This window comes from Synechococcus sp. R5-15 (assembly GCF_047462035.1).
In the GTDB taxonomy this organism is placed as follows: Bacteria; Cyanobacteriota; Cyanobacteriia; order Thermostichales; family Thermostichaceae; genus Thermostichus.
This window is the reverse complement of sequence record NZ_JANSIK010000076.1, coordinates 1-18,437: the sequence shown is the minus strand read 5'-3', so window position 1 is coordinate 18,437 and position 18,437 is coordinate 1. Positions and strand designations below refer to the sequence as shown.

Here is an 18,437-nt window from a genome sequence, read left to right as displayed (position 1 = left end):
AGCCCAGCGCTCCCGACCGCCGATGCTATGAGCCAAGAGTTTCGCGAGCTGTTGAAAAAAATCGGCAGCGGCACCCACACCCACCAGGATCTCAGCCGGGCAGAGGCCGCCAGCGCTGCTCGAATGCTCCTGCGGGGGGAGGCCACTCCCGCCCAGATCGGGGCTTTTTTAATTGCCCACCGCATCAAGCGCCCCACTGCCGAGGAGCTGGCCGGTATGTTGGATGCCTACGCAGAAGACGGCCCTCTTCTGCCCCGGCAGGATCTGCCTCATCCCTTGATCATCTTTGGCCATCCCTACGATGGCCGCTCGCGGACGGCACCGCTGGGGGTGCTGGTGGCTTTGCTGCTGGCAGCGGCAGGGTCAGCCGTTTTGCTGCATGGCTCTGGCTTCTGTCCCACCAAGTATGGGCTGCCTTTGGAAACGGTGTGGCGGAGCTTGGGGGTGGATTGGCGGGGGCTATCCCTGGAGCGGGTGGGGCAACTGCTGGAACAAACCGGGCTGGGATTTTTGTATTTGCCCACCTGTTTTCCCCAGGCTCAGGCCCTGATGGACTACCGGGATCAAATCGGCAAGCGCCCCCCCTTGGCCACCTTGGAGCTGGTCTGGACACCCTACCAAGGCCCCTTTCACCTGGTGGCCGGGTACGTGCATCCGCCCACCGAGGCCACGATGCTGGAGCTGTTTGCCCTGCGGGAGATCCGGCAATTTACCACCGTCAAAGGTTTGGAAGGCAGTTGCGACCTGCCGCGGGAACGGGCGGCCATTCTCAACCAGGGCGGGAAACGGCTGCTCTTGAAGGCTCGCGATTGTCACTTGGCAGGCCCGGAGATCCCCTTCTCCGGAGAGAAAGAGCTGCTCCGGCAGATGCAGCAGGTGCTCAGCGGGGATCCCTGTGAACTCACCCCAGCCGTTCTCTGGAATGGGGGCAGCTATCTGTGGCTCCTCGGGCTTGCTCCATCCTTGCCAGAAGGGATCCAACAGGCGGAAGACCTACTTCGCTCCGGACGGGTGATGGAGAAGCTGAAACAACTGATCCAGGTGATTGACCTCTCCTAGGACTGGCATCCCCTGTTTTGATGGCTGGAGTCAAGCTCTCCAGCCCAGGAAAGAAAGCCCCCCGGCCAGCTCCAGGGGGCGAGAAGGGAAAGGTTGGATCCTTCAGGGCAACAACTCTTCGATGGCCTCTTCTTTGGTGTTGGTGCGGCGGGAGAGGGTGCGGCGGTCGAAAGTCATGTGGATCTCCCGGTTTTGCTCGCCATCGGCAGCCACGGCGAAGATGGGGAAGTCGATGTTGCCGTCTGGGAAAGCCATGTGGAAGCGGAAGGTGCCATCGGGGTTGAGCTGGATCTTGCGCCCGCCAATGGTAACGGTGGCATCCGGCTCTGTGGCCCCATAGACAATCAGCTCGGCATCGGCCACCAACCAGAACTTGCGAGAGCGCTGCGGCAGCACTTCGGAAGCCCCCGAGAACAGGCCCAGGCCGGATCCTGAAGCCATCCAGGGAGCAGCGGGCATCTCCGCCATGGCCATCCCCATCATGCCCACACCCGAGGGGATGATAAACGAGCTGATGGCCTGCTCGGGCACCAATTGGCGGCTGCCCATCTGGTGGCTGCCAAACAGGGATCCCGCCACCCGCATCGCCTCAAAGCCACCCACCATTTCCAGGAAGGGATCGACCGTGGCACCCTGCTGCGGCTCATCGCCCTTGTAGGCCACCACGCCCATGCCGGTGGCACTGCGCTTGTAAGGCTCGCTGAGCTGGTAGAGGGTGCGGCCCTGCAGGGCCATATCGAAGGGCACCGTCAGGAAATGCTCTTCAAACCAGTCGGAGGGAAAGACTGGCGGCACCATCACCGCCGCCGAGCGGGCCAACATCAGCCAGCGGCCATCTGCCGTCCGGTAGCCAATTTCCACAATGTAGGAACGATCGCTCACCGGGATCGGCAAATACCACTCCCGCGCCAACTCATCACAGGGGTACTCCTGCATGCTGTGGGCCGGCTGGTAGCTGAAATCGATATCCGTCACATCGTAGAGGCGCAGCGCCAACTGTTGGCCGCCCTCGCGGCGCTTGCTTTCTTTAGCCTCGTTGGGCACATCCCAATAGGCGTAGGCCCACTGGGGATCCCGCGGCAGCAAAACGATGCGGCTTTCCCCATAGCCCTCCGGCAGATCCCCCAGCCCTTTGTCCACATCGGCCAGATCCGTCTTGCCGGCAACCTCTTGACCCCTAAACTTCGTTTGGGTGACCGATTCTTGCCCCTTGGGCTCCGGCATGGCATCGACAGGGCGGCCAGCTTTGACTTGGGCCTCTCGAATGGCCTCAATCAGCTGGTCTTTGGTCATGCGGCTGTACTTGGGGATCTGATAGCGGGCAGCTTCTTCCCGCAACTGCCGGATGGTCATTTCTTCCAACGGGATCCGCTCTTGTGGCATGGTCGGGGTCTCCTGTCTTCGACAAATCGGGCTTCGTGCAATGCTCCAGCTTTTGTCCTATGGGCCGATCCCAGCTTGTGGTTCTGAGGACAACCTTGAACCTGCTGATGTATCGGCTTGCCTCGGGCTCTCCAGCCGCTGATGACCACAGGTGGGGATCAACGGGGATCATCAAGAATGATGAACCCATGTTTGCGTATTTTTGCCTGTCGGTCAAGACCCTGGGGATCGCTGGGGATCAATCTCTTGTTCTCCGACCCACCTTTAGGGAGAGGCCAGGAGCCCCAGCTGCTCTCAAGCCAAGGGGAAGACTGCGCGGGATCCCCTGCCGAACCGGCCCTGCCTGGGTAGCATGGGGGAGGATGAGCGGTTGCCGAGCGGGCCGCAGGTTTTGAGGCCAACAGGTGTGGGCATGAGGTGGTGGAAGTATAGGATTCAAGGCATACGGATCCAAGGGAGCTGGGCAGCACTGGGGATCCTGCTGGCGGGGCCGGTCTTGCCGGTGGAAGCTGTGGATGCCCAAACGCTGTTTCCTCCCCTTTACCGCTTGCAAGGGGGATCCCCTACCCTGCCCGCTTCTGAAGCAACGCCCTGGCGTCCAGTAACCCAGGATTCTGTTCCGCTCCCACAAACAGATCAAGCTGATCCAAAAGTCCAGCCGGCCCAACCCGGCCATGGAGAAGTGGCAGAAGGCCCGGTTTTCGATCTGGATCTGTTGCGGCAGTTCGGCACCAGCCCTGGCGGCAGTGGCTCTGGATCCCGGCAGGGGGAAGTGATCGGGCCGGGCAGCGGCCAGAGTGGGGTGCGCGGAGCCAGTCCTGGCTCAGGGGTGGGCACAGGCCAAGGGCCAGGGGGCGGAACGGGTCTGGAGGCGGGATCCCAGCGGCGGGAACCGCAAGTGACAGGGTTGATTGTGGATGCACGAGGCTTGGATTTCTTGCCTAGCCAGTCAATGCGCTTGTTTGATCCCGATGGCAATCAAGTCTATACCCCCGTTACTCTTGGCCAAGACCTCAACGCGGCCTTTGTGGGCAGCGAGGGCACAGCTGCCTATGCCACCTCGGAAGAGCAGGCCCGCTCACTGGTGAACCGCATCGGGGAACGGCCTCACCGCATTCGTGCCATCCGCACCCTGGGCTACGACCTGGTGATTTCCGCCGAAGATGCTTTTAGTCTGCGCCAGATGAATGCGACAGATGGCTTTCTGGATCGCTTTGCTGTGGTGGTCATCTGGGATGGCAGCCAAGCCAGTCTCCCCTGAGGCCCAGGGATCCCAGCATGGCCATCAAAGCACAGGACAGAGGAATGCTAGCCTAGCAAAAGTGCTCTGTCTGCACCACCCGCACCACCTCCAGCGGGGTTGATATCTTCCTGGGGATCCCAGCCTTATGCAACGGTTTGCCAACCAACCTCTGCGGGAACATCCCCACCTGGCGGTGTTTTCCTCCAGCAAGGTGGGCAATTTTGTGGTTACCATCCCGCTGTTGCGGGGCCTCAAGGAAAAATACCCCGGCTGTGTGCTGGATTTTTTTGGCAGCGAGATTACCCGCGACTTTGAGCTCCACTGCCCCTACATCGACTTCAGCTTTCCTCTCTACAGCCGTCGTCCCGATTACCTCGAGGCCCTGACCGCTGCTGTGCGAGAACGGGTGACCCAGGCCGGCCCCTACGACTTGGCCATCAACTGCGACGAGTTCAGCGAGCTCAACTTGGTGGCGGTGACGGCGCTGCGTCCTCAATACATTGCCGGAGCCGGTTTGACCTTGGATTTTCGCCGCAAGTTGGATCCCGGCTCCGACCCGGTGCAGCGCATGCTCCAGGATGACGACTGGAACGGCCTGGAGTTTCTGCAGCGCTACAAAGGGATCCTCACCAGCAACTACATCGCCGAAATCTTCTGTCGCCTGGCGTACGTGGAGACGGATTTTTTCCGCCTGGAGCTGCCCAGCCGGGATCCCGCTTTTCCGGTGCCAGAGGTCTTGGTGCACATCACCACTACCCGCCGCGCCAAGATGTGGCCTCTGGAGTACTGGCGGCAGGTGATCCAGTGGTGCCAAGGCCAGGGCCTGCAGGTGGGGCTAATCGGCAGCGCGCCGGAGCTGCAGCGATCCCTCTACCACGGCGGCAGCAGCGAAGACGAACTGCTGGCGCAAACGGGAATGGTTGACCTGCGGGGCAAAACCAGCCTCATGGAGCTGGCGGGGGCCCTGAAGCGGGCGCGGGTGTGTATCTCCGTGGATGCGGGGCCGATGCACATCGCGGCGGCAGTGGGCTGTCCCACCATTGCCCTGTTTGGCAACGATGCCGATGGGGATGGGGCCAGCCCGGTGCGACTGTGGGCTCCTCGTCTGCCCCACGTCTATCTCACCCAAACCGCCTACAAGTGCCGGGTCTGCGCAGAGAACAAGTTCAAAAACGAAACCTGCCTGGTGGAGGGTCATCCCTGTATGGCCCATCTCAAGCCGGAAACGGTCATCGGCTACTTGAAAGAGATTCTCAAGCAAACCTAGAGGTTCCACGCCCTCACCCCCAGCCCCTCTCCCAAAGAGAGAGGGGAGCTATGGAGCGACGGGGTGAGTTGTTTCATGGCTACTTGAAATGGCCATGTCTTGGGATCCCCATCTTTTTCCCCCTGGGAATCAGGGGGGCCGGTGGGCAGCAAGGAGTGCCCAGGGGCGCAGTTCGGATCCCTGGAAGTCCGTTTAAGCTGAGAGTTCAAGGCTGAAAACTTAGTGCCTAAACCATTTGGGTGTGAGCTGTGACTTTGGAGACGTGGTGTCGCCACCAGCTGAGCCGCTTTGCAGAGTGGGGAAAAATAAGGCTCTGGCAAGGAGTTGCCCTGAAGCTGCTGGCCACTGCTTGCTTTGCCTGTTTAGGCGCGATCATCCGGCTCAACACTCCCGCCCTTCACCCCTTTCAGATTGTGTTTTTGCGCAACCTATTCGGGTTTCTCGCCCTGTCGCCGCTGGTGTTGCGGGCTGGGATCCAGTCTCTGCACACCGCCAAGATGGAGTTTTACCTCCTGCGCTCGGCGATCAGCACGGTGGGGATGTTGTTCTCCTTTTGGGCAGCCAGCCTGTTGCCTCTGGCAGAAGCTACGGCGCTGAGCTTTGTTCAACTTTTGTTTGCCGGCACGATGGCGGTATGGGTGTTGGGCGAGCAGATGCGCTCGTCCCGCTGGCTGGGATTGGGCCTGGGGTTTGCCGGGGCTTTGGTGATGTTGAGGCCAGGCTTCCGAGAGTTTTCTCTGGGAACAGGGCTGGCCTTGGGGGCGGCAGCACTCTTTGCCTGGGTGACCATCGTGCTCAAGATCCTCTCCCGCACCGAGTCCAGCCTCACGATTACGGCCTACATGGGCCTGCTGCAGACCCCCCTTTCCTTTCTGGCTGCCGTCTGGGTTTGGACCTGGCCTTCTCCTGAGCAGTGGCTGTGGATGGTGGCCATGGGGCTACTGGGCAGCATTGGCCAGGTGGCCCTCGCCCAGGCCTACAAGCTGGCTGAGGTGACGATGCTGCTGCCTCTGGATTTCTCCCGTCTGCTCTGGGCCAGCCTAATCGGGTTTTGGGTGTTTGCCGAGATCCCGGATGGGTGGACTTGGATGGGCGGAGCCTTGATCTTGGTGGGCGCCACCTCTGGAGCCTACGGCGAAGCCCGCCTGCCCACAATGCCGACCCAGGCCCGTACCGGCGGAGTTGGATAGCAGACAGATATCCTCTGCCAGGACTTACAGCCGAGGGAGAACAGGGCTGGAGCTGGTCAGGTCTGTGGTGGTAAGGGCCACCAACAGGGCTTCTGGACTGACGGGGAAGGGCAGGTGGTGGATGTCGGATCCTGGCTGGCAGGCCACTTGGGCGGCTTGCAGCAGGTCGGCGGATCCCAGGTGACCTAGCTTGAGATCCCGCAAGTTGAGGGGCAGCCCCACCTGGCGGTAGAACTCCAGCAACTGGGTACGTGCTGCCAGCGCCAACTGGCTTCCCTGCAGGATCTCTTCTAGGCGGAGCTGGGCCAAAATGCCGAAAGCCACCTTCTCGCCGTGCAGGGTGGCCCGGTGCCCCGACAAGTGGGTTAGCCCGTTGTGGACAGCGTGGGCGGCCACGGTGCGACACTTAGCCCCACCCATGCCGCCGACGATCCCTGCCAGGCAAATGCAAGCATCCACCACCTGTTTCCAAGCGGTTCCGCCCGGCTCCCTCAAGGCCGCCGCCGATTGCTGGAGAAGCAAATCCCGCAGGACGCGGGCCTGCTGCACAGCGCCAATCACCAGGGCATCTTCTGAACTGCCGCTGCTGACGGAAGACTCGTACCACTTAGCCAAGGCATCTCCGATCCCAGCCACTAGGGTGCGCACTGGAGCTTGCAGAATCAGCTCATAGTCCAGGATCAGGGCAGCAGGGGCGCGATCCAGGCTCACATCCCGCTGAAAAGCGCCGCTGTCGGAGTAGATATTGGATAGTGCGCTCCAGGCGGCACAGGTGGCCGCAGAGGTGGGCACGGTAACCACCGGGATCCCCAATCTGTGGGCCACCAGCTTGGCCGTATCCAGAGCCTTGCCCCCGCCTACCCCCAAGATGCCGGTTGTGGACTCCGCCATGGCTAGCGCCTGCAAACGCGCCAGCTCGGACTCGCTGCAGTCTACCCCGTAGGTAGTCCAGTGAACTTGGAGGGCGGGATCCCGGGCGAAATTGCGCTCCAGGGGGGCCTCAACTACAGCCAAGGAGCGTTCCCCCCCGATCACCAGCACGCGGGATCCCAGTACCGCAAGGGGCACAGCTTCCAGAATGCCGCTGCCGCGGTACAGCCGACCTGGGGCCAGAATGGCAAGATCCAATTTGTAAGGAGAGGCGCTTAGCATTGCAAGAAAGGGCGAGAAAAAGGACTCCGTCCCGCTATCGCGGTAGCTCAGTGTCCGTGGATACAGATAACGATTCTAGCCGCAAAAAGGGCTGCGCACCGCTGGCGCGAATGCAGATGGCTCACCTAAGGTCTGGCTATAGTTGTTGAAGCTGGTCATCCCCTCAACTCTTCAGCCTCTAAGGCCTCCGGATCGCTGACAGTTCTCAGCAAGGGATCCCACCATGAACCCCACAACTCAACATCAGCTCATGCTCAAAATTGTGGCCGGCTCTGCTTGGGCCGATGGGCATTTGGAACCCCAGGAATTGGCCTACTTGGGATCCCTGCTGCGCCGCTATGGTTTGGAGCACGATACCGAGCTGCGAGAACTGATCCAAGAGCCTATCCCAATGGAGCAAACCGAGCGCTGGATGGCCGATTATCTTGCCCAGGCCAGCGAAACCGAGCGCATGCAACTTTTGGGAGCAATCGGCAACCTGATGATCGCGGACGACACGGTCTCTCCAGAAGAGCACACCCTCTTGGATGACTACTACACCCTCATGGCCGGGATCCCGGCTCGTCCAGAAGCTGCACCCAACCTGGTGAAGGGCGTTGGGCAATTTTTCCGGCGCATGGCTAAGGCTGTGGGGAGCAGGTGACGCGAGAGTGCATCAGTCTGTGCAGTTGCTCCCCAATAATCTGGATGCCGCTGACAATGCGCTCTTCCGGTTGGTAGCTAAAGGCGAGGCGCAGGGCGTGCTCCCCTTGGCCATCGGCAAAGCAGTGGGTGCCCGGCAGGAAGGTGACCCCCAGGGCGCGAGTAGCCTGCAACAAGGTGCTGGCGCTTAGGGAAGGGGGCAGCTCACACCAGACGAAAAATCCACCCCCAGGGGCCTCCACCTTGACTTCGGGCGGAAAATATTGAGCGATGGCCTCCAGCATCACCTGGCACTTTTCTCGGTAGCGACGGGTGAGGAGTTGAATGTGGCTTTGCAGACGGCCCTCCCCGCAATAGCGGGCCACCACCCGGCCCAAAAAGGGCCCCAGGGATCCCTCGCTGCGAAACATCTCCAGGCGGCGGATGATCTCAGGGTGACCACAGGCCCAGCCCACCCGTACTCCCGGCACCACAATCTTGGAGAAGGTGCCCACGTGCAGAACCCAGCCTTCCCGATCCAGTGCAGCCAAACTGGGCAAGGGATCCCCGGCAAAGCGCAGGTCGTAGTAGGCCTCGTCCTCCACCACCACCACACCGTACTCAGCTGCCAACTGCACCAATTTCTGCCGCCGTGGCCCAGAGAGGGTGCAGCCTTTGGGGTTTTGGAAGGTGGGAATGGTATAGACAAATCGGGGGCGGATCCCTTGGCGAGCCAGATCGCGCAGCACCTCTTCCAGGCGATCCACCACCATGCCCTCCCCATCCACCGGGATCGAGATCAGACGCGCCCCTGCCGCCGCAAAACGGCTGACAGCCCCCATGAAGGTGGGCCCTTCCACAATGACCACATCCCCCGGCTCCACAAAGACCTGAGGCAGTAGGCCGAGGATCTGCCCAGAGCCATAGCCGATCAGTAGGTTTTCCGGCTGGGCCTCTACCCCTCTATCCCGCATCAACTGCAGCACCACGTTGATCAGCCCGGCAAACGTGCCGCCGTAATTGAGGGCATTGTCCCCATCTTCCGCCAACACCTCCGCCGTGGCCCGCGCCAAGTCGGCCTTGGGGAACAGACGCGGATCCGCCAGCCCAAAAGTAAAACTGGTAACCACCGGCGCTGCACCTGGGATCTCCGCCCCGAAAGGAGAAGGGATCACAGCCTGAGCCCGTTGGGCAAAAAGGGTTTGCAACAAGGGCCGCGAAGTGCTACGCGGTGCCGATGCGGACGAGGTCTGGGTCATGGCAAGCAAGAGAAAGAATACCTTAGGCCAATGCCTGCCACGATAACAAGAAAGAACTGCCCAGGAGTAGGGATCCCAAAACCCGCCGCCAGCTCCGGTAGGGGATCTCAGCCAAGACGCCGCCGGCGCTCAGGCATAGGAAGGGGAGCACCACCAAACCCCAGCGAGCACTTTGCTGCAGGGTGTTCACTTGGGGATCCCAAAACCATGTCGCCAGCGCCCCCATCCAGAGGACATGGCCCAAACCGGCCAAGCTGAGCAGGGCTTGCTGCCGTTCTGCCCAGGGCCAGCCCAACCGCACCAAGCTCAACCCCAAGGGCAGCATCAAAGTAGCCAAAACGGCCAAGCCACCTTGGGAGCTGAGAGGATGGGGAATCACCTCAGCAGAGGTAGCCGGCAAATTAAACCGTCCCAGCCAGGAAAGCCCCATCACCAGCAGCAGCAAAAGCAGTCCTGATGCCCCGCACTGCTGACGCGAACGCAACGGTTGCCGTGGCCACTGCTGGCTCGTCCACAGCCCCGCCCAGAGCAGAGCCAAGGGCCAAACCTTATAAGACAGGGCACAAGCTAAGGCCAGACCCCACCAGCGCAAGGTGGATCCCGGCCCAACACCACAACTGCAAAGCAAAACCAGGCTGCCCAAAATCTCGCTGCCTGGCTCCAACCCTTGGGTCAACACCCAGGGGCTGAGTCCCCATAGACCGGCACTCCAGAAGTTGCCCCAGCTCCAGCACAACAGCAGAATGGCCAAGCAGGCCATAGCTGAGAAGATGTGCAGGATCCCTTCAGCCGAGATCCCGGTTCCCTGAGCCAGCCAGGGCAGTAGCCTGTCGGCAAAAGCGCTCCGCACCACTGACGCGAACGAGTGGTAGAGAGGCAGTTCCGGTTGGACAAAAGTCAGGGATCCCTCAGAACTGCTCACCGGCAAAACGCGCCACCACTGCAGAGGAGCCGGTTGCCCCCAAGAGCGGAGTCGCTGCCCCAAAAGAAGGCCCATCCCTCCCCATAGCAGCCAGTGGCCCATGAAACCAAAACCAACCAAACGCCGACGGCGATGGTTGTCCCTGTTGGAGGAGCTCAGGCGGGGAAATGAGCCGCGGGGCAGCCGCTTGCCCGGGCGGGGTGTGGCGGGGGGAAACTTCATGGGTAAACCCTAGCCTGTTCGCATGAGCAGTGCAGAACACTATCCCTACACGGGGTGGGCCCTCGACCGGCAGCAGAACATCCAACGCCCTCTACTCTTGGCCGGTTGGGGAGAAAAAGTGCCCCTTCGTTACTTCCAAAAGAGAATCTCCCCGCGTGACATACTCCCGCACTCATGCTGACGCAAAGCGCTCCGCGCCGCTAGAGAGAAGGTCTAGTCAACTCTAGATCGCCCGTCAAGGGGCAACCCGACTGTTGCCAGCGGCGGATGGCCTGGGCAGTGAGTCCATTCGTTACATCGCGAATGGGGATCCCCGATCCGGTTACCTGCAGACGCACCAACCGCCAGGGATCCCCAGGGTTAGCCCGCAGGACATAAGCCTCGTAGGCCAGTTGCAGAGTTTCGCTACGCCGACCGGCCAAGGGGTTGGCGCTGCTTTCCGCAGGGGTTGCCAAGACCAAGCGGCGCTCCAACGTGGTGAAATACAGCCGAAAAGCTTCTGGAGAAGCAGTTGCGGTGTCCGGCAAAACCGGAGCCAGCTCCTGTTGGCGTAAGCGGGCCGGAGACCTTGGAGAGAGCATTTCAACCTCCGGCTTCCCCACCAGCACAACCTGAAACTCAGAGCGGGAGCGGCTCAAGGCCAGATTGAGAAACAAAGGCAACTGCTCCGTTAGAGCCTCAGCCCAAACCTGAGGAGCAGCCAGACAAGCTTCCCCTCTTGCCGGAACGAAATGCTCCGCACCCCTAACGCGCCCAGGAGTGCTGACCAGGCCCAAAACCACCGATAAACCGGCTCCTAGCCAACATCTCCTGCCGGATCCAGCCGGCCTTTTTTCAGGGATCCACTGCACAAGCCTACGGCGTCGTTGCATTACAGAACCACCAGGACAACATCAGGCCAAACCATCTCCCCACACCCTCACCCGGCAGCATCCCATGAGGCTTGGAAGCGCCGCAAGGCGGCCACGGGATCGGGAGAAGCGGTGATGGGGCGGCCCACCACCAGATAATCGGCTCCTGCCCGCAGAGCTTCGTCGGGCGTGCAGATGCGCTGTTGATCCTCCTCTCCATCCCCCGCCTTGGCTTGGCCCAGACGGATCCCAGGAGTAACCAGCAAAACCTCCGGCCCCAAAGCTTGGCGCAACCGCGAGACCTCCTGAGGAGAGCAAACCAGTCCGGTAAAGCCTTGGGCTTGAGCCAGCCGGGCCAAATGCAACACGTAGTCGGCGGGATCCATCTCGATGCCCAGTTCCTGTCGCACCTGCGGGGGGCTGATGCTGGTTAAGAGGGTAACCGCCAATAGCCGACAAGGACTGCCCTGGGCAGCTGCCACGGCTGCCCGCAACATGGCACTGCCGCCGGCAGCATGGACGGTGAGCAGATCCACTCCATAGCTGACGGCCACCTCCGTAGCCCTCCCCACCGTGTGGGGAATGTCGTGCAGCTTCAAATCCAGAAAAATGCGCTTGCCCCTTTCCTTGAGAGCCTGCAGAACGGAAAAACCCGCAGCAGTGAACAACTCCAGGCCCACCTTCCACCACAGCACCTGCGGCAAAGAGTCCACCAACTTCAAAGCCTGCTCTTGAGAAGAGGTATCCAGCGCAACAATCAGGCGGTCACCCTTCATCGGGGCTCATTCCGGGGCTCATAGTGGGGACAGCCCTCACAGGGGCCGCAGGGGTTGACGGCGCAGCGCAACTCTGGAGAATGGGCATTGTAGCGGCAGGTGGGATCCCCGATGTATTCTGGCGGCGAAGCCACGTAAGTGTAAACAACCACACCCCCAAATCCTATCGGGCTGACGAAGAAACGACTGGTGGTGAAAGATTCGCCCACAGAAGGGTTGAAGGTTTCCTCAAAGGGTTCTGGCTCAGGCTCCAGCTCCACTTCCTCCTCCAGATTCCAGAGGGCTTCCCACTGCCTAAGGGTTTCCTGTAAAGGCACAGCCAAGTGCTCTGCCAGCTCCATCAGGGCAGTCTCCAAAGAGGCCAAACTTTCTTCGGCCACTTGGGCAAAGGCTGCAACCCATTCCTCCAAAAGTTTCTCAAAATCCATGCAGCAGCGACCTAGAGGCTCCTTCTTCACCTTACCGCCAGCCTGGGCAACCTTTAACTTCCTCCCCGGCAAACGGCATCCACTAGAGCTTGATTCACCAATGGAAACAGCTCCGCCAGTTCTTCTGTGGATAGGTTTCCGGTACAGACATTGGCGCGAATATGCCACTCTGCCCACATTTGCGCCGAAGGAGCAGCAGGATCCCGGCCCTCCTCAGAACCTGAACCGCCCACAGGTACCCGAGGGAGGCTGCGTCCCGACCCAAGGTTCAGTTGCAGTACGCTGTCACGGTTGATGCCAGTCAGCGAGGTTTGAGCGTTAGCCTCCTCAAGGAAAGCGAGAGAGAAAGCCAAAGCCATCCCAGCTAATCCCCAGAAAACAGCGCGGTAAACCATGGGATCTCCAGTAGTTAGATAGAGCCCTGTCTTGAGCGCAATTATAGCCACTGCCTCCGGTTCCTCCGGGCAGAGCCGGGCTAAGTCTTCCTACGACCGCAGGCCGATTCCCGACCACTGCACGCAATGACGGCCCTGCTCATCCTTCAGGGATCCATCGCGGCGGTAGGAAAAGAAATCTTGGGGCTGGCTGAGGGTGCAATGGGGGCTGACGGCAATGTGTTCAGGGGGGATCCCTTTGGCTTGGGCTTGGGCACCGTTGACCCAGCGCAGATCCAGGCGAACCTTGCCGGGCAGAGGATCGGGCAAGAGAGCGGCGCGGGCATCCAGCCCTGGGGGTAGGCTTTGCAGCACCTGCTCCGCCACCGCTTCTGACACCTGATAGACTGACCCCGAAATAGAGGGCCCGATGGCAACGCGGATCCCAGCAGCAGGGATCCCCGCCCGGAGAAACTCCTGCAGCACCTTGGACAAGATCCCCGCAGCAGTGCCTCTCCACCCGGCGTGAATGGCCGCCACCCATTCTTGGCTGGCCACCAAAATCGGCACACAGTCAGCGGTGCAGACCCAGGCAGAATCCCCTTGGCGGCGGGCAATGACCGCATCCGCCTGAGAGCGGGTAGGGATCCCTTGACCAACAGAGCAGTCCTGCTCTCGTTTGTGTCCAAAGGTTTCGGTGATCCCATCTGCCCAAACCCAGTTGCAGCCATGCACCTGATGGCCCCACGCGGCCTGTTCAGGGGGCAGTTGCAGCCGGGCGGCCAACTGAGACGGGGGATGGGGATGACCTTGGCGAGAGCCAAAAGCATGAGGCCACTCCGCCAAAAGCTGACACTCCAGCCAGCGCCATCTCCCTGCCTGCTGCCAAACCCACAAGGCGGAGCCACTCATCGGCGGGAGCTACCCGGACCAGCAATCGGCGGGGATCCTTGAGACCGATGTTGGGCGTGGAGATGACCCACCCGCTCTTCCAAACACATCTTCAGCTCAGCAGGGTTAAACAGCATCGGCAAAAAATGAATGCTCCGGGTTTCTCGGAAAAAGAACAACACCGGCAGCGGCGGCCAGAAAATTTGCCAATCCTGCCACTCGCTGTAGGGGAACTCGCGGATGCGCCTGGAGCCGCTGTAGACCTGCAGCGCCGTTCTGGTAAAGGCCAGACCGATCAGAGAGGTCTGCACCATCAAAAACAGGCCAAACAGGCCCACCCCTAGCCCCGCCCAAAACGAAAGCCAGAACAGCGGCACCGCCAAAGCCAACACCGACAGGCTGAGGCGAAAATCCGGAGTCAATAGATGGGCAGAATTGGGTCTAATCATGCCCCATTTCTCCTCTCAGGGATCCCAGCCCCATTCTAGGCTGCCTCGGCGACTCTTCAGAAGTTAGAAGATTGGGAAAAAAGGAGATAGTAAATGATAAACTCCAGAGTTCCGCAGGTTTACAGATCAGAACCGGCAAGACGACCCCCATCTACCCAAATGCGCCCTTGGGAAAACCGGCATAATACGGATATAACGAGTGCTTACTGCTAACCCGCACAATTCGTTGGGCCTCTCCATGCCTCTCGACCCTCTCTCTCAGTTGCCAGAGGAGCCAACCACTCAGATCCCCTTGGAGTTTTACGAGCGCAGACCCCAGCCTGAGGCAACTGCGGCCTTTCTAACGGTGCTCAGCGGCGCCAATGTGGGCATGACGTTTCCCTTGGCGAGGGGTGGAGTTTTGGGGCGCAGCCACCGCGCGGACATTCAGCTCTTGGATCACGCCGTCTCCCGGCAGCACTGTCGGCTGGAGAGAGAAGATGAAGGTTATGTCCTCACCGACCTGGAGAGCCTCAACGGCACATATGTTAACGGCGAGCGCGTCAGCCGCGTTCTCCTGAAGGATGGAGATCGCATTCAAGTGGGGGCCAGCACCCTCAAGTTTGCCTACTACGACGCGGCAGAAGAAGCCTTCTTTTTGCAAATGGCCACTGCCGCCCTCCACGACCCGCTGACCGGCTTGCATAACCGACGTTTTTTCCTGAAGCAACTGGAGCTGGAGATCCCCTTTGCCCTTCGCCATCGCATTCCCCTCCACGTGCTCTATCTGGATTTGGATGGGTTTAAGCAAATCAACGACCGCTGGGGGCACTGGGCTGGGGATCAAACCTTAATCCAGGTGGCGCGGCGATTGCAAGCTCACGTTCGCCAAGACGATCTGGTGGCCCGCTTGGGGGGCGATGAGTTTGCCCTGCTGGTGCGCGGGATCCCGAACTCGCAGATCCTAGGGCTGGCAGAACGCTTGCGGCAGGCTGTCCAGACCCTGTTGGTGCAGGCGGGGACGGAGACCATCTCCCTAAGCTGCAGTGTGGGCATCGCCTCTCTGCTGGAGCTGGGAGAGGGAACTGACCCACAAAGTCTGCTGGCTGCTGCCGACAAGGCCCTCTACCAAGCCAAAGCTGAGGGGGGTAACCGAGAGACTTTGCTGTAGCTCGAGGCCACCTGTTGGGGTTCAGGATCCCTCTACCAAGCTGGCATAGGCTTCGGCACTCATGGTGTCCTCGAGATCTTCGGGGTTGGCAATGCGCACCTTGATCAGCCAGCCATCGCCATAGGGATCGTCGGCAAGGCTTTCGGGGCTCTCCACCACCGCTGTATTCACGGCCACCACCTCTCCAGAAAGAGGGGCATAGAGATCTTCGACGGCTTTGACCGATTCCACCGAGCCAAAGCTTTCCCCTTTTTCAATCTCTGTCCCTTCTTCGGGCAAGCCCACGAAAACGATATCCCCCAGTTGATCGACGGCATAAGCTGTGATCCCAATCACCGCAATATCATCCTCGACATGGATGTACTCGTGGGTGTCCACGTAGCGCAGATGGGATGGATAGTCCAGGGCCATGCCGGTTCTCCCATAAACTCAGTGGATTATTCTAGGGTGAACTCTCGGAGATGGTAAAGGGCGGATCCCAAGCCCGGCCCGCTAGAGAAACTCCATCAGCAGCCGATTGACCGTTTGCGGAGCTTCCTGCTGCGCCCAGTGGCCGCATTCGGGGATGTACTCCTTGCGCAGGCCGTTGGGGAAAAAGGGATCCATCCCCTCAGTTAGCTCGCGGCTGAGGGCAAAGTCTTCTTCTCCCCAAATCAGCAGGGTAGGGGCGAGGATTTGCCGCATGGGCTGCAAAAACAGGTTCTGCAAAGTGGGCAGGTTAAACAGCTGGCGGTAGTAGTTGAGGGCAGAGGTGAGAACCTTGGGTTTGGAGAGGGCCTCTTGGTAGAGCTTGAGGTCGTGGCGGGTGAAGGCGCTTTTGCGCACCGAGGTTTCCTGGAAAATGCGGCGCACCCAATCTCCCAAATCCCACTGCAGCACCCACTCTGGCAGCCAAGGCAATTGAAAAAAGAACAGGTACCAACTGCGGCGCAGTTGATCCAAGTTGCTCAAGAATTCCCGGCGAAAGCAGGCCGGATGGGGAGAATTGAGGACGGCCAGCTTGCGAATCTCCTCAGGAAAAAATTGCGCCCAGTGCCAGGCAATGGCTCCCCCCCAATCGTGGGCTACGACCACCGCCCTCTGAGCCCCAAAGTGGCTCAGCAAGCCGCGAATATCCTCAGTAAGGGTATCCAAGTCGTAGCCGTGATCCGGTTTGTCGGAATCGTTGTAGCCGCGCATGTCGGGTGCCACCACGCGAAACCGCTGCGCCAACACCGGAATCTGATGCCGCCAGGAGTACCAAAACTCCGGGAAACCGTGCAACAAGATCGCCAGCTCCCCTTCCCCTTGGGTGACGTAGTGCAGTTGAATGCCATTGGTAAGGGCATACCCGTGCTGCCAGGTTCCCATTTTGGCAGCTACCTCAGGAGGAAGGCGGGGGATCCCTGCTTCTGCCATGTCGTCTGCTCTCGAGCTAACCCATGATTTGGTATCCACCCATACTAACCTTTGTCGCCGGTCTTCCCTTTGCCGGCGCAGGCTTTTTGAGAGGCATCCTACGAAGAAAGCTTAAGAGAAAGTCTGCGGGTGAACAGATTAGATGAACACTAGCGCAGAAGGCCAAAGCCCAACATCCCCGCAAAGCGTTGCCATTTTGGGAGCCGGGGCTTGGGGAAGTACCCTGGCGATGCTGGCTCAGGGGCAAGGGCACCGGGTGCGGGTTTGGAATCGCCGCAAGGGCCTGGATTTGGCAGAAGTGCTCCAGGGATCCCAAATCCTCATCTCAGCCGTCTCTATGGCGGGGGTACGCCCTGTGGTGGAAGCGGTGCGCCAAGTGGGGATCCCGCCGCAGGCAATTTTGGTCTCGGCCACCAAAGGGTTGGATCCACTGCAGCTTCTGACCCCTACCCAAATTTGGGGGGCCACCTTCCCGGAGCAGCCCCTGGTGGTGCTTTCGGGGCCTAATCTTTCGGCGGAGATCCGCCAAGGCTTGCCGGCAGCGGCAGTGGTGGCCAGCCGGGATCCCTGGGCCGCTGTGCAGGTGCAGTATGCCCTTTCCTCGGAGCGGTTCCGCCTCTATACCAGCAGCGATCCGCTGGGAGTGGAGCTAGGCGGCACCCTGAAAAATGTTATCGCCATCGCTGTTGGCGTGTGTGATGGCTTGCAACTGGGGGCCAATGCTCGTGCGGCTCTGGTTACCCGCGGCCTGGCAGAGATGATCCGGGTGGGATCTAAGCTGGGGGCACGGGCAGAAACCTTCAATGGCCTGTCGGGGTTGGGGGATCTGCTGGCCACCTGCCACAGCCGCTTGAGCCGCAACTACCGAGTGGGCTACGGGCTAGGCCAGGGCCAACCCTTGTCGCAGATTTTGGCGGAGATCGAGGGCACCGCCGAAGGGGTTTACACCGCTCCCGTCGTGGTCGAGATCGCTGCCCAGCACGGCATTCAGGTGCCCATCACCCAGGAAGTGCATCTGTTGTTGCAAGGGCAGACCACCCCCACCGCCGCCCTCACCCGCCTGATGGAACGTCAACTGACTTCGGAATAGGCTGCCTTCACTTCTCCCAAAGGAGGAGGGGGGTTTCTGGCATAACCGCAAATCTGCGGATGAGGAAAGTTGTTCCGCACTCTATCAGGATTTTTGCAGAGCAGGGAGATCCCAGAATGAGCGATTTGGCGGAGTTTTTTTTTCCAGAGTTTCCCTATGCTGCAGCTGTAGTTCTTCGACTTGTTCTTGCATCAACTCGGATCTCTCTGGCTCCGGGAAGGCGGACAGTAGGCCCGACAGGTTGGGCCAGGTCTTTGTTTAATTTTTTACAAAGTTATGTCCAAACGCATCCTGGTGATTGAAGACGAACCCTCTATTCGCACCTATCTGCAGAAGGTGTTGCAACGAGCGGGGTACGACACGGTGGCGGCCACCGATGGAGAAGAGGGCTTGCAGATGGTGCGCACCCTGATGCCCGACTTGGTGTTGTGCGATGTGGTGATGCCCAAGCTGAACGGCTATGGGGTGCTGGATGCCCTGAGATGGGATCAGTCTACAGCTCACATCCCCTTCGTCTTTCTCTCCTCGAAAATCTCTCCCGAAGAGATTGAACAGGGGCTATGTTTTGGCTCCGATGCCTATCTGACGAAGCCCGTTGACCAGAAACGCCTGCTGAAAGCCGTTGCTGCCCAATTGTCTTGAGTTGACCAAAAGGCGCGGCAAGCCCCGTCCTTCAGGGCAGGGAAGGATAGCGCCGACCGTAGCCGACGCC

Annotated in this window: 19 protein-coding genes; 8 read left to right on the top strand and 11 right to left on the bottom strand. The window is 60.3% G+C overall.

Annotated elements, in window-relative coordinates:
- Positions 1-27: 27 nt before the first annotated feature.
- Complete coding sequence (locus tag NW839_RS07120) at positions 28-1,059, top strand: anthranilate phosphoribosyltransferase family protein (RefSeq protein WP_414380550.1); 1,032 nt, start codon at positions 28-30, stop codon at positions 1,057-1,059.
- A gap of 102 nt (positions 1,060-1,161) precedes the next feature.
- Here NW839_RS07120 and NW839_RS07115 read toward each other — a convergent pair whose 3' ends face one another.
- Entirely contained in the window at positions 1,162-2,442 is a 1,281-nt protein-coding gene (locus NW839_RS07115) for a DUF4912 domain-containing protein (protein WP_414351625.1), read from the bottom strand.
- A gap of 412 nt (positions 2,443-2,854) precedes the next feature.
- Here NW839_RS07115 and NW839_RS07110 point away from each other — a divergent pair, with 412 nt between their 5' ends.
- The 3 genes from NW839_RS07110 to NW839_RS07100 all read left to right on the top strand — a co-directional run bounded on the left by NW839_RS07110 (position 2,855) and on the right by NW839_RS07100 (position 6,142).
- Positions 2,855-3,703, top strand: coding sequence for a hypothetical protein (locus tag NW839_RS07110; protein ID WP_414351624.1), 849 nt, complete (start codon positions 2,855-2,857; stop codon positions 3,701-3,703).
- Between the two features lie 127 nt (positions 3,704-3,830).
- Positions 3,831-4,952, top strand: a complete 1,122-nt coding sequence (locus tag NW839_RS07105; RefSeq protein ID WP_414351622.1) for a glycosyltransferase family 9 protein — start codon at positions 3,831-3,833, stop codon at positions 4,950-4,952.
- Between the two features lie 248 nt (positions 4,953-5,200).
- Complete coding sequence (locus NW839_RS07100; RefSeq protein ID WP_414351620.1) at positions 5,201-6,142, top strand: DMT family transporter; 942 nt, start codon at positions 5,201-5,203, stop codon at positions 6,140-6,142.
- Positions 6,143-6,166: 24 nt separating this feature from the next.
- Here NW839_RS07100 and NW839_RS07095 read toward each other — a convergent pair whose 3' ends face one another.
- Positions 6,167-7,294 (bottom strand): iron-containing alcohol dehydrogenase family protein, encoded by a 1,128-nt coding sequence (locus NW839_RS07095; RefSeq protein WP_414351618.1) that lies wholly within the window; start codon positions 7,292-7,294, stop codon positions 6,167-6,169.
- A gap of 223 nt (positions 7,295-7,517) precedes the next feature.
- On the opposite strand from NW839_RS07095, the gene NW839_RS07090 reads away from it, so the two are divergent.
- Positions 7,518-7,937, top strand: coding sequence for a TerB family tellurite resistance protein (locus tag NW839_RS07090; protein ID WP_414351616.1), 420 nt, complete (start codon positions 7,518-7,520; stop codon positions 7,935-7,937).
- Here NW839_RS07090 and NW839_RS07085 read toward each other — a convergent pair.
- The 7 genes from NW839_RS07085 to NW839_RS07055 all read right to left on the bottom strand — a co-directional run bounded on the left by NW839_RS07085 (position 7,915) and on the right by NW839_RS07055 (position 14,087).
- Positions 7,915-9,174, bottom strand: coding sequence for a PLP-dependent aminotransferase family protein (locus NW839_RS07085; RefSeq protein WP_414351614.1), 1,260 nt, complete (start codon positions 9,172-9,174; stop codon positions 7,915-7,917). The two genes, NW839_RS07090 and NW839_RS07085, sit on opposite strands and share 23 nt — an antisense overlap.
- 22 nt (positions 9,175-9,196) lie before the next feature.
- Entirely contained in the window at positions 9,197-10,318 is a 1,122-nt protein-coding gene (locus NW839_RS07080) for a hypothetical protein (RefSeq protein ID WP_414380548.1), read from the bottom strand.
- Between the two features lie 200 nt (positions 10,319-10,518).
- A complete protein-coding gene (locus tag NW839_RS07075; protein WP_414380546.1) occupies positions 10,519-11,190 on the bottom strand; it encodes a hypothetical protein in 672 nt (223 codons plus the stop codon).
- Positions 11,191-11,237: 47 nt separating this feature from the next.
- Positions 11,238-11,945, bottom strand: coding sequence for an orotidine-5'-phosphate decarboxylase (gene pyrF / locus NW839_RS07070; protein WP_414351608.1), 708 nt, complete (start codon positions 11,943-11,945; stop codon positions 11,238-11,240).
- Positions 11,942-12,373, bottom strand: a complete 432-nt coding sequence (locus tag NW839_RS07065) for a DUF6464 family protein (protein ID WP_414351607.1) — start codon at positions 12,371-12,373, stop codon at positions 11,942-11,944. Before NW839_RS07065 ends, pyrF begins: the two co-directional genes overlap by 4 nt.
- Positions 12,374-12,858: 485 nt before the next feature.
- Positions 12,859-13,659: a peptidoglycan editing factor PgeF gene (pgeF, locus tag NW839_RS07060; protein ID WP_414351604.1), complete on the bottom strand. Its 801-nt coding sequence runs from the start codon at positions 13,657-13,659 to the stop codon at positions 12,859-12,861.
- On the bottom strand, positions 13,656-14,087 hold the full coding sequence (locus NW839_RS07055) for a DUF3119 family protein (RefSeq protein ID WP_414332116.1): 432 nt from the start codon (positions 14,085-14,087) through the stop codon (positions 13,656-13,658). Before NW839_RS07055 ends, pgeF begins: the two co-directional genes overlap by 4 nt.
- 238 nt (positions 14,088-14,325) lie before the next feature.
- On the opposite strand from NW839_RS07055, the gene NW839_RS07050 reads away from it, so the two are divergent.
- A complete protein-coding gene (locus tag NW839_RS07050; RefSeq protein WP_414351602.1) occupies positions 14,326-15,237 on the top strand; it encodes a diguanylate cyclase in 912 nt (303 codons plus the stop codon).
- A gap of 21 nt (positions 15,238-15,258) precedes the next feature.
- Here the strand turns inward: NW839_RS07050 and gcvH are convergent, their stop codons facing one another.
- Positions 15,259-15,648 (bottom strand): glycine cleavage system protein GcvH, encoded by a 390-nt coding sequence (gene gcvH / locus NW839_RS07045; protein ID WP_414351600.1) that lies wholly within the window; start codon positions 15,646-15,648, stop codon positions 15,259-15,261.
- An 81-nt stretch (positions 15,649-15,729) separates the two neighbouring features.
- Positions 15,730-16,674, bottom strand: coding sequence for an alpha/beta fold hydrolase (locus tag NW839_RS07040; RefSeq protein ID WP_414351599.1), 945 nt, complete (start codon positions 16,672-16,674; stop codon positions 15,730-15,732).
- Positions 16,675-16,777: 103 nt separating this feature from the next.
- On the opposite strand from NW839_RS07040, the gene NW839_RS07035 reads away from it, so the two are divergent.
- Positions 16,778-17,725: an NAD(P)H-dependent glycerol-3-phosphate dehydrogenase gene (locus tag NW839_RS07035; RefSeq protein WP_011432015.1), complete on the top strand. Its 948-nt coding sequence runs from the start codon at positions 16,778-16,780 to the stop codon at positions 17,723-17,725.
- Positions 17,726-18,001: 276 nt separating this feature from the next.
- A complete protein-coding gene (locus tag NW839_RS07030) occupies positions 18,002-18,367 on the top strand; it encodes a response regulator (RefSeq protein WP_011432017.1) in 366 nt (121 codons plus the stop codon).
- Positions 18,368-18,437 lie beyond the last annotated feature (70 nt).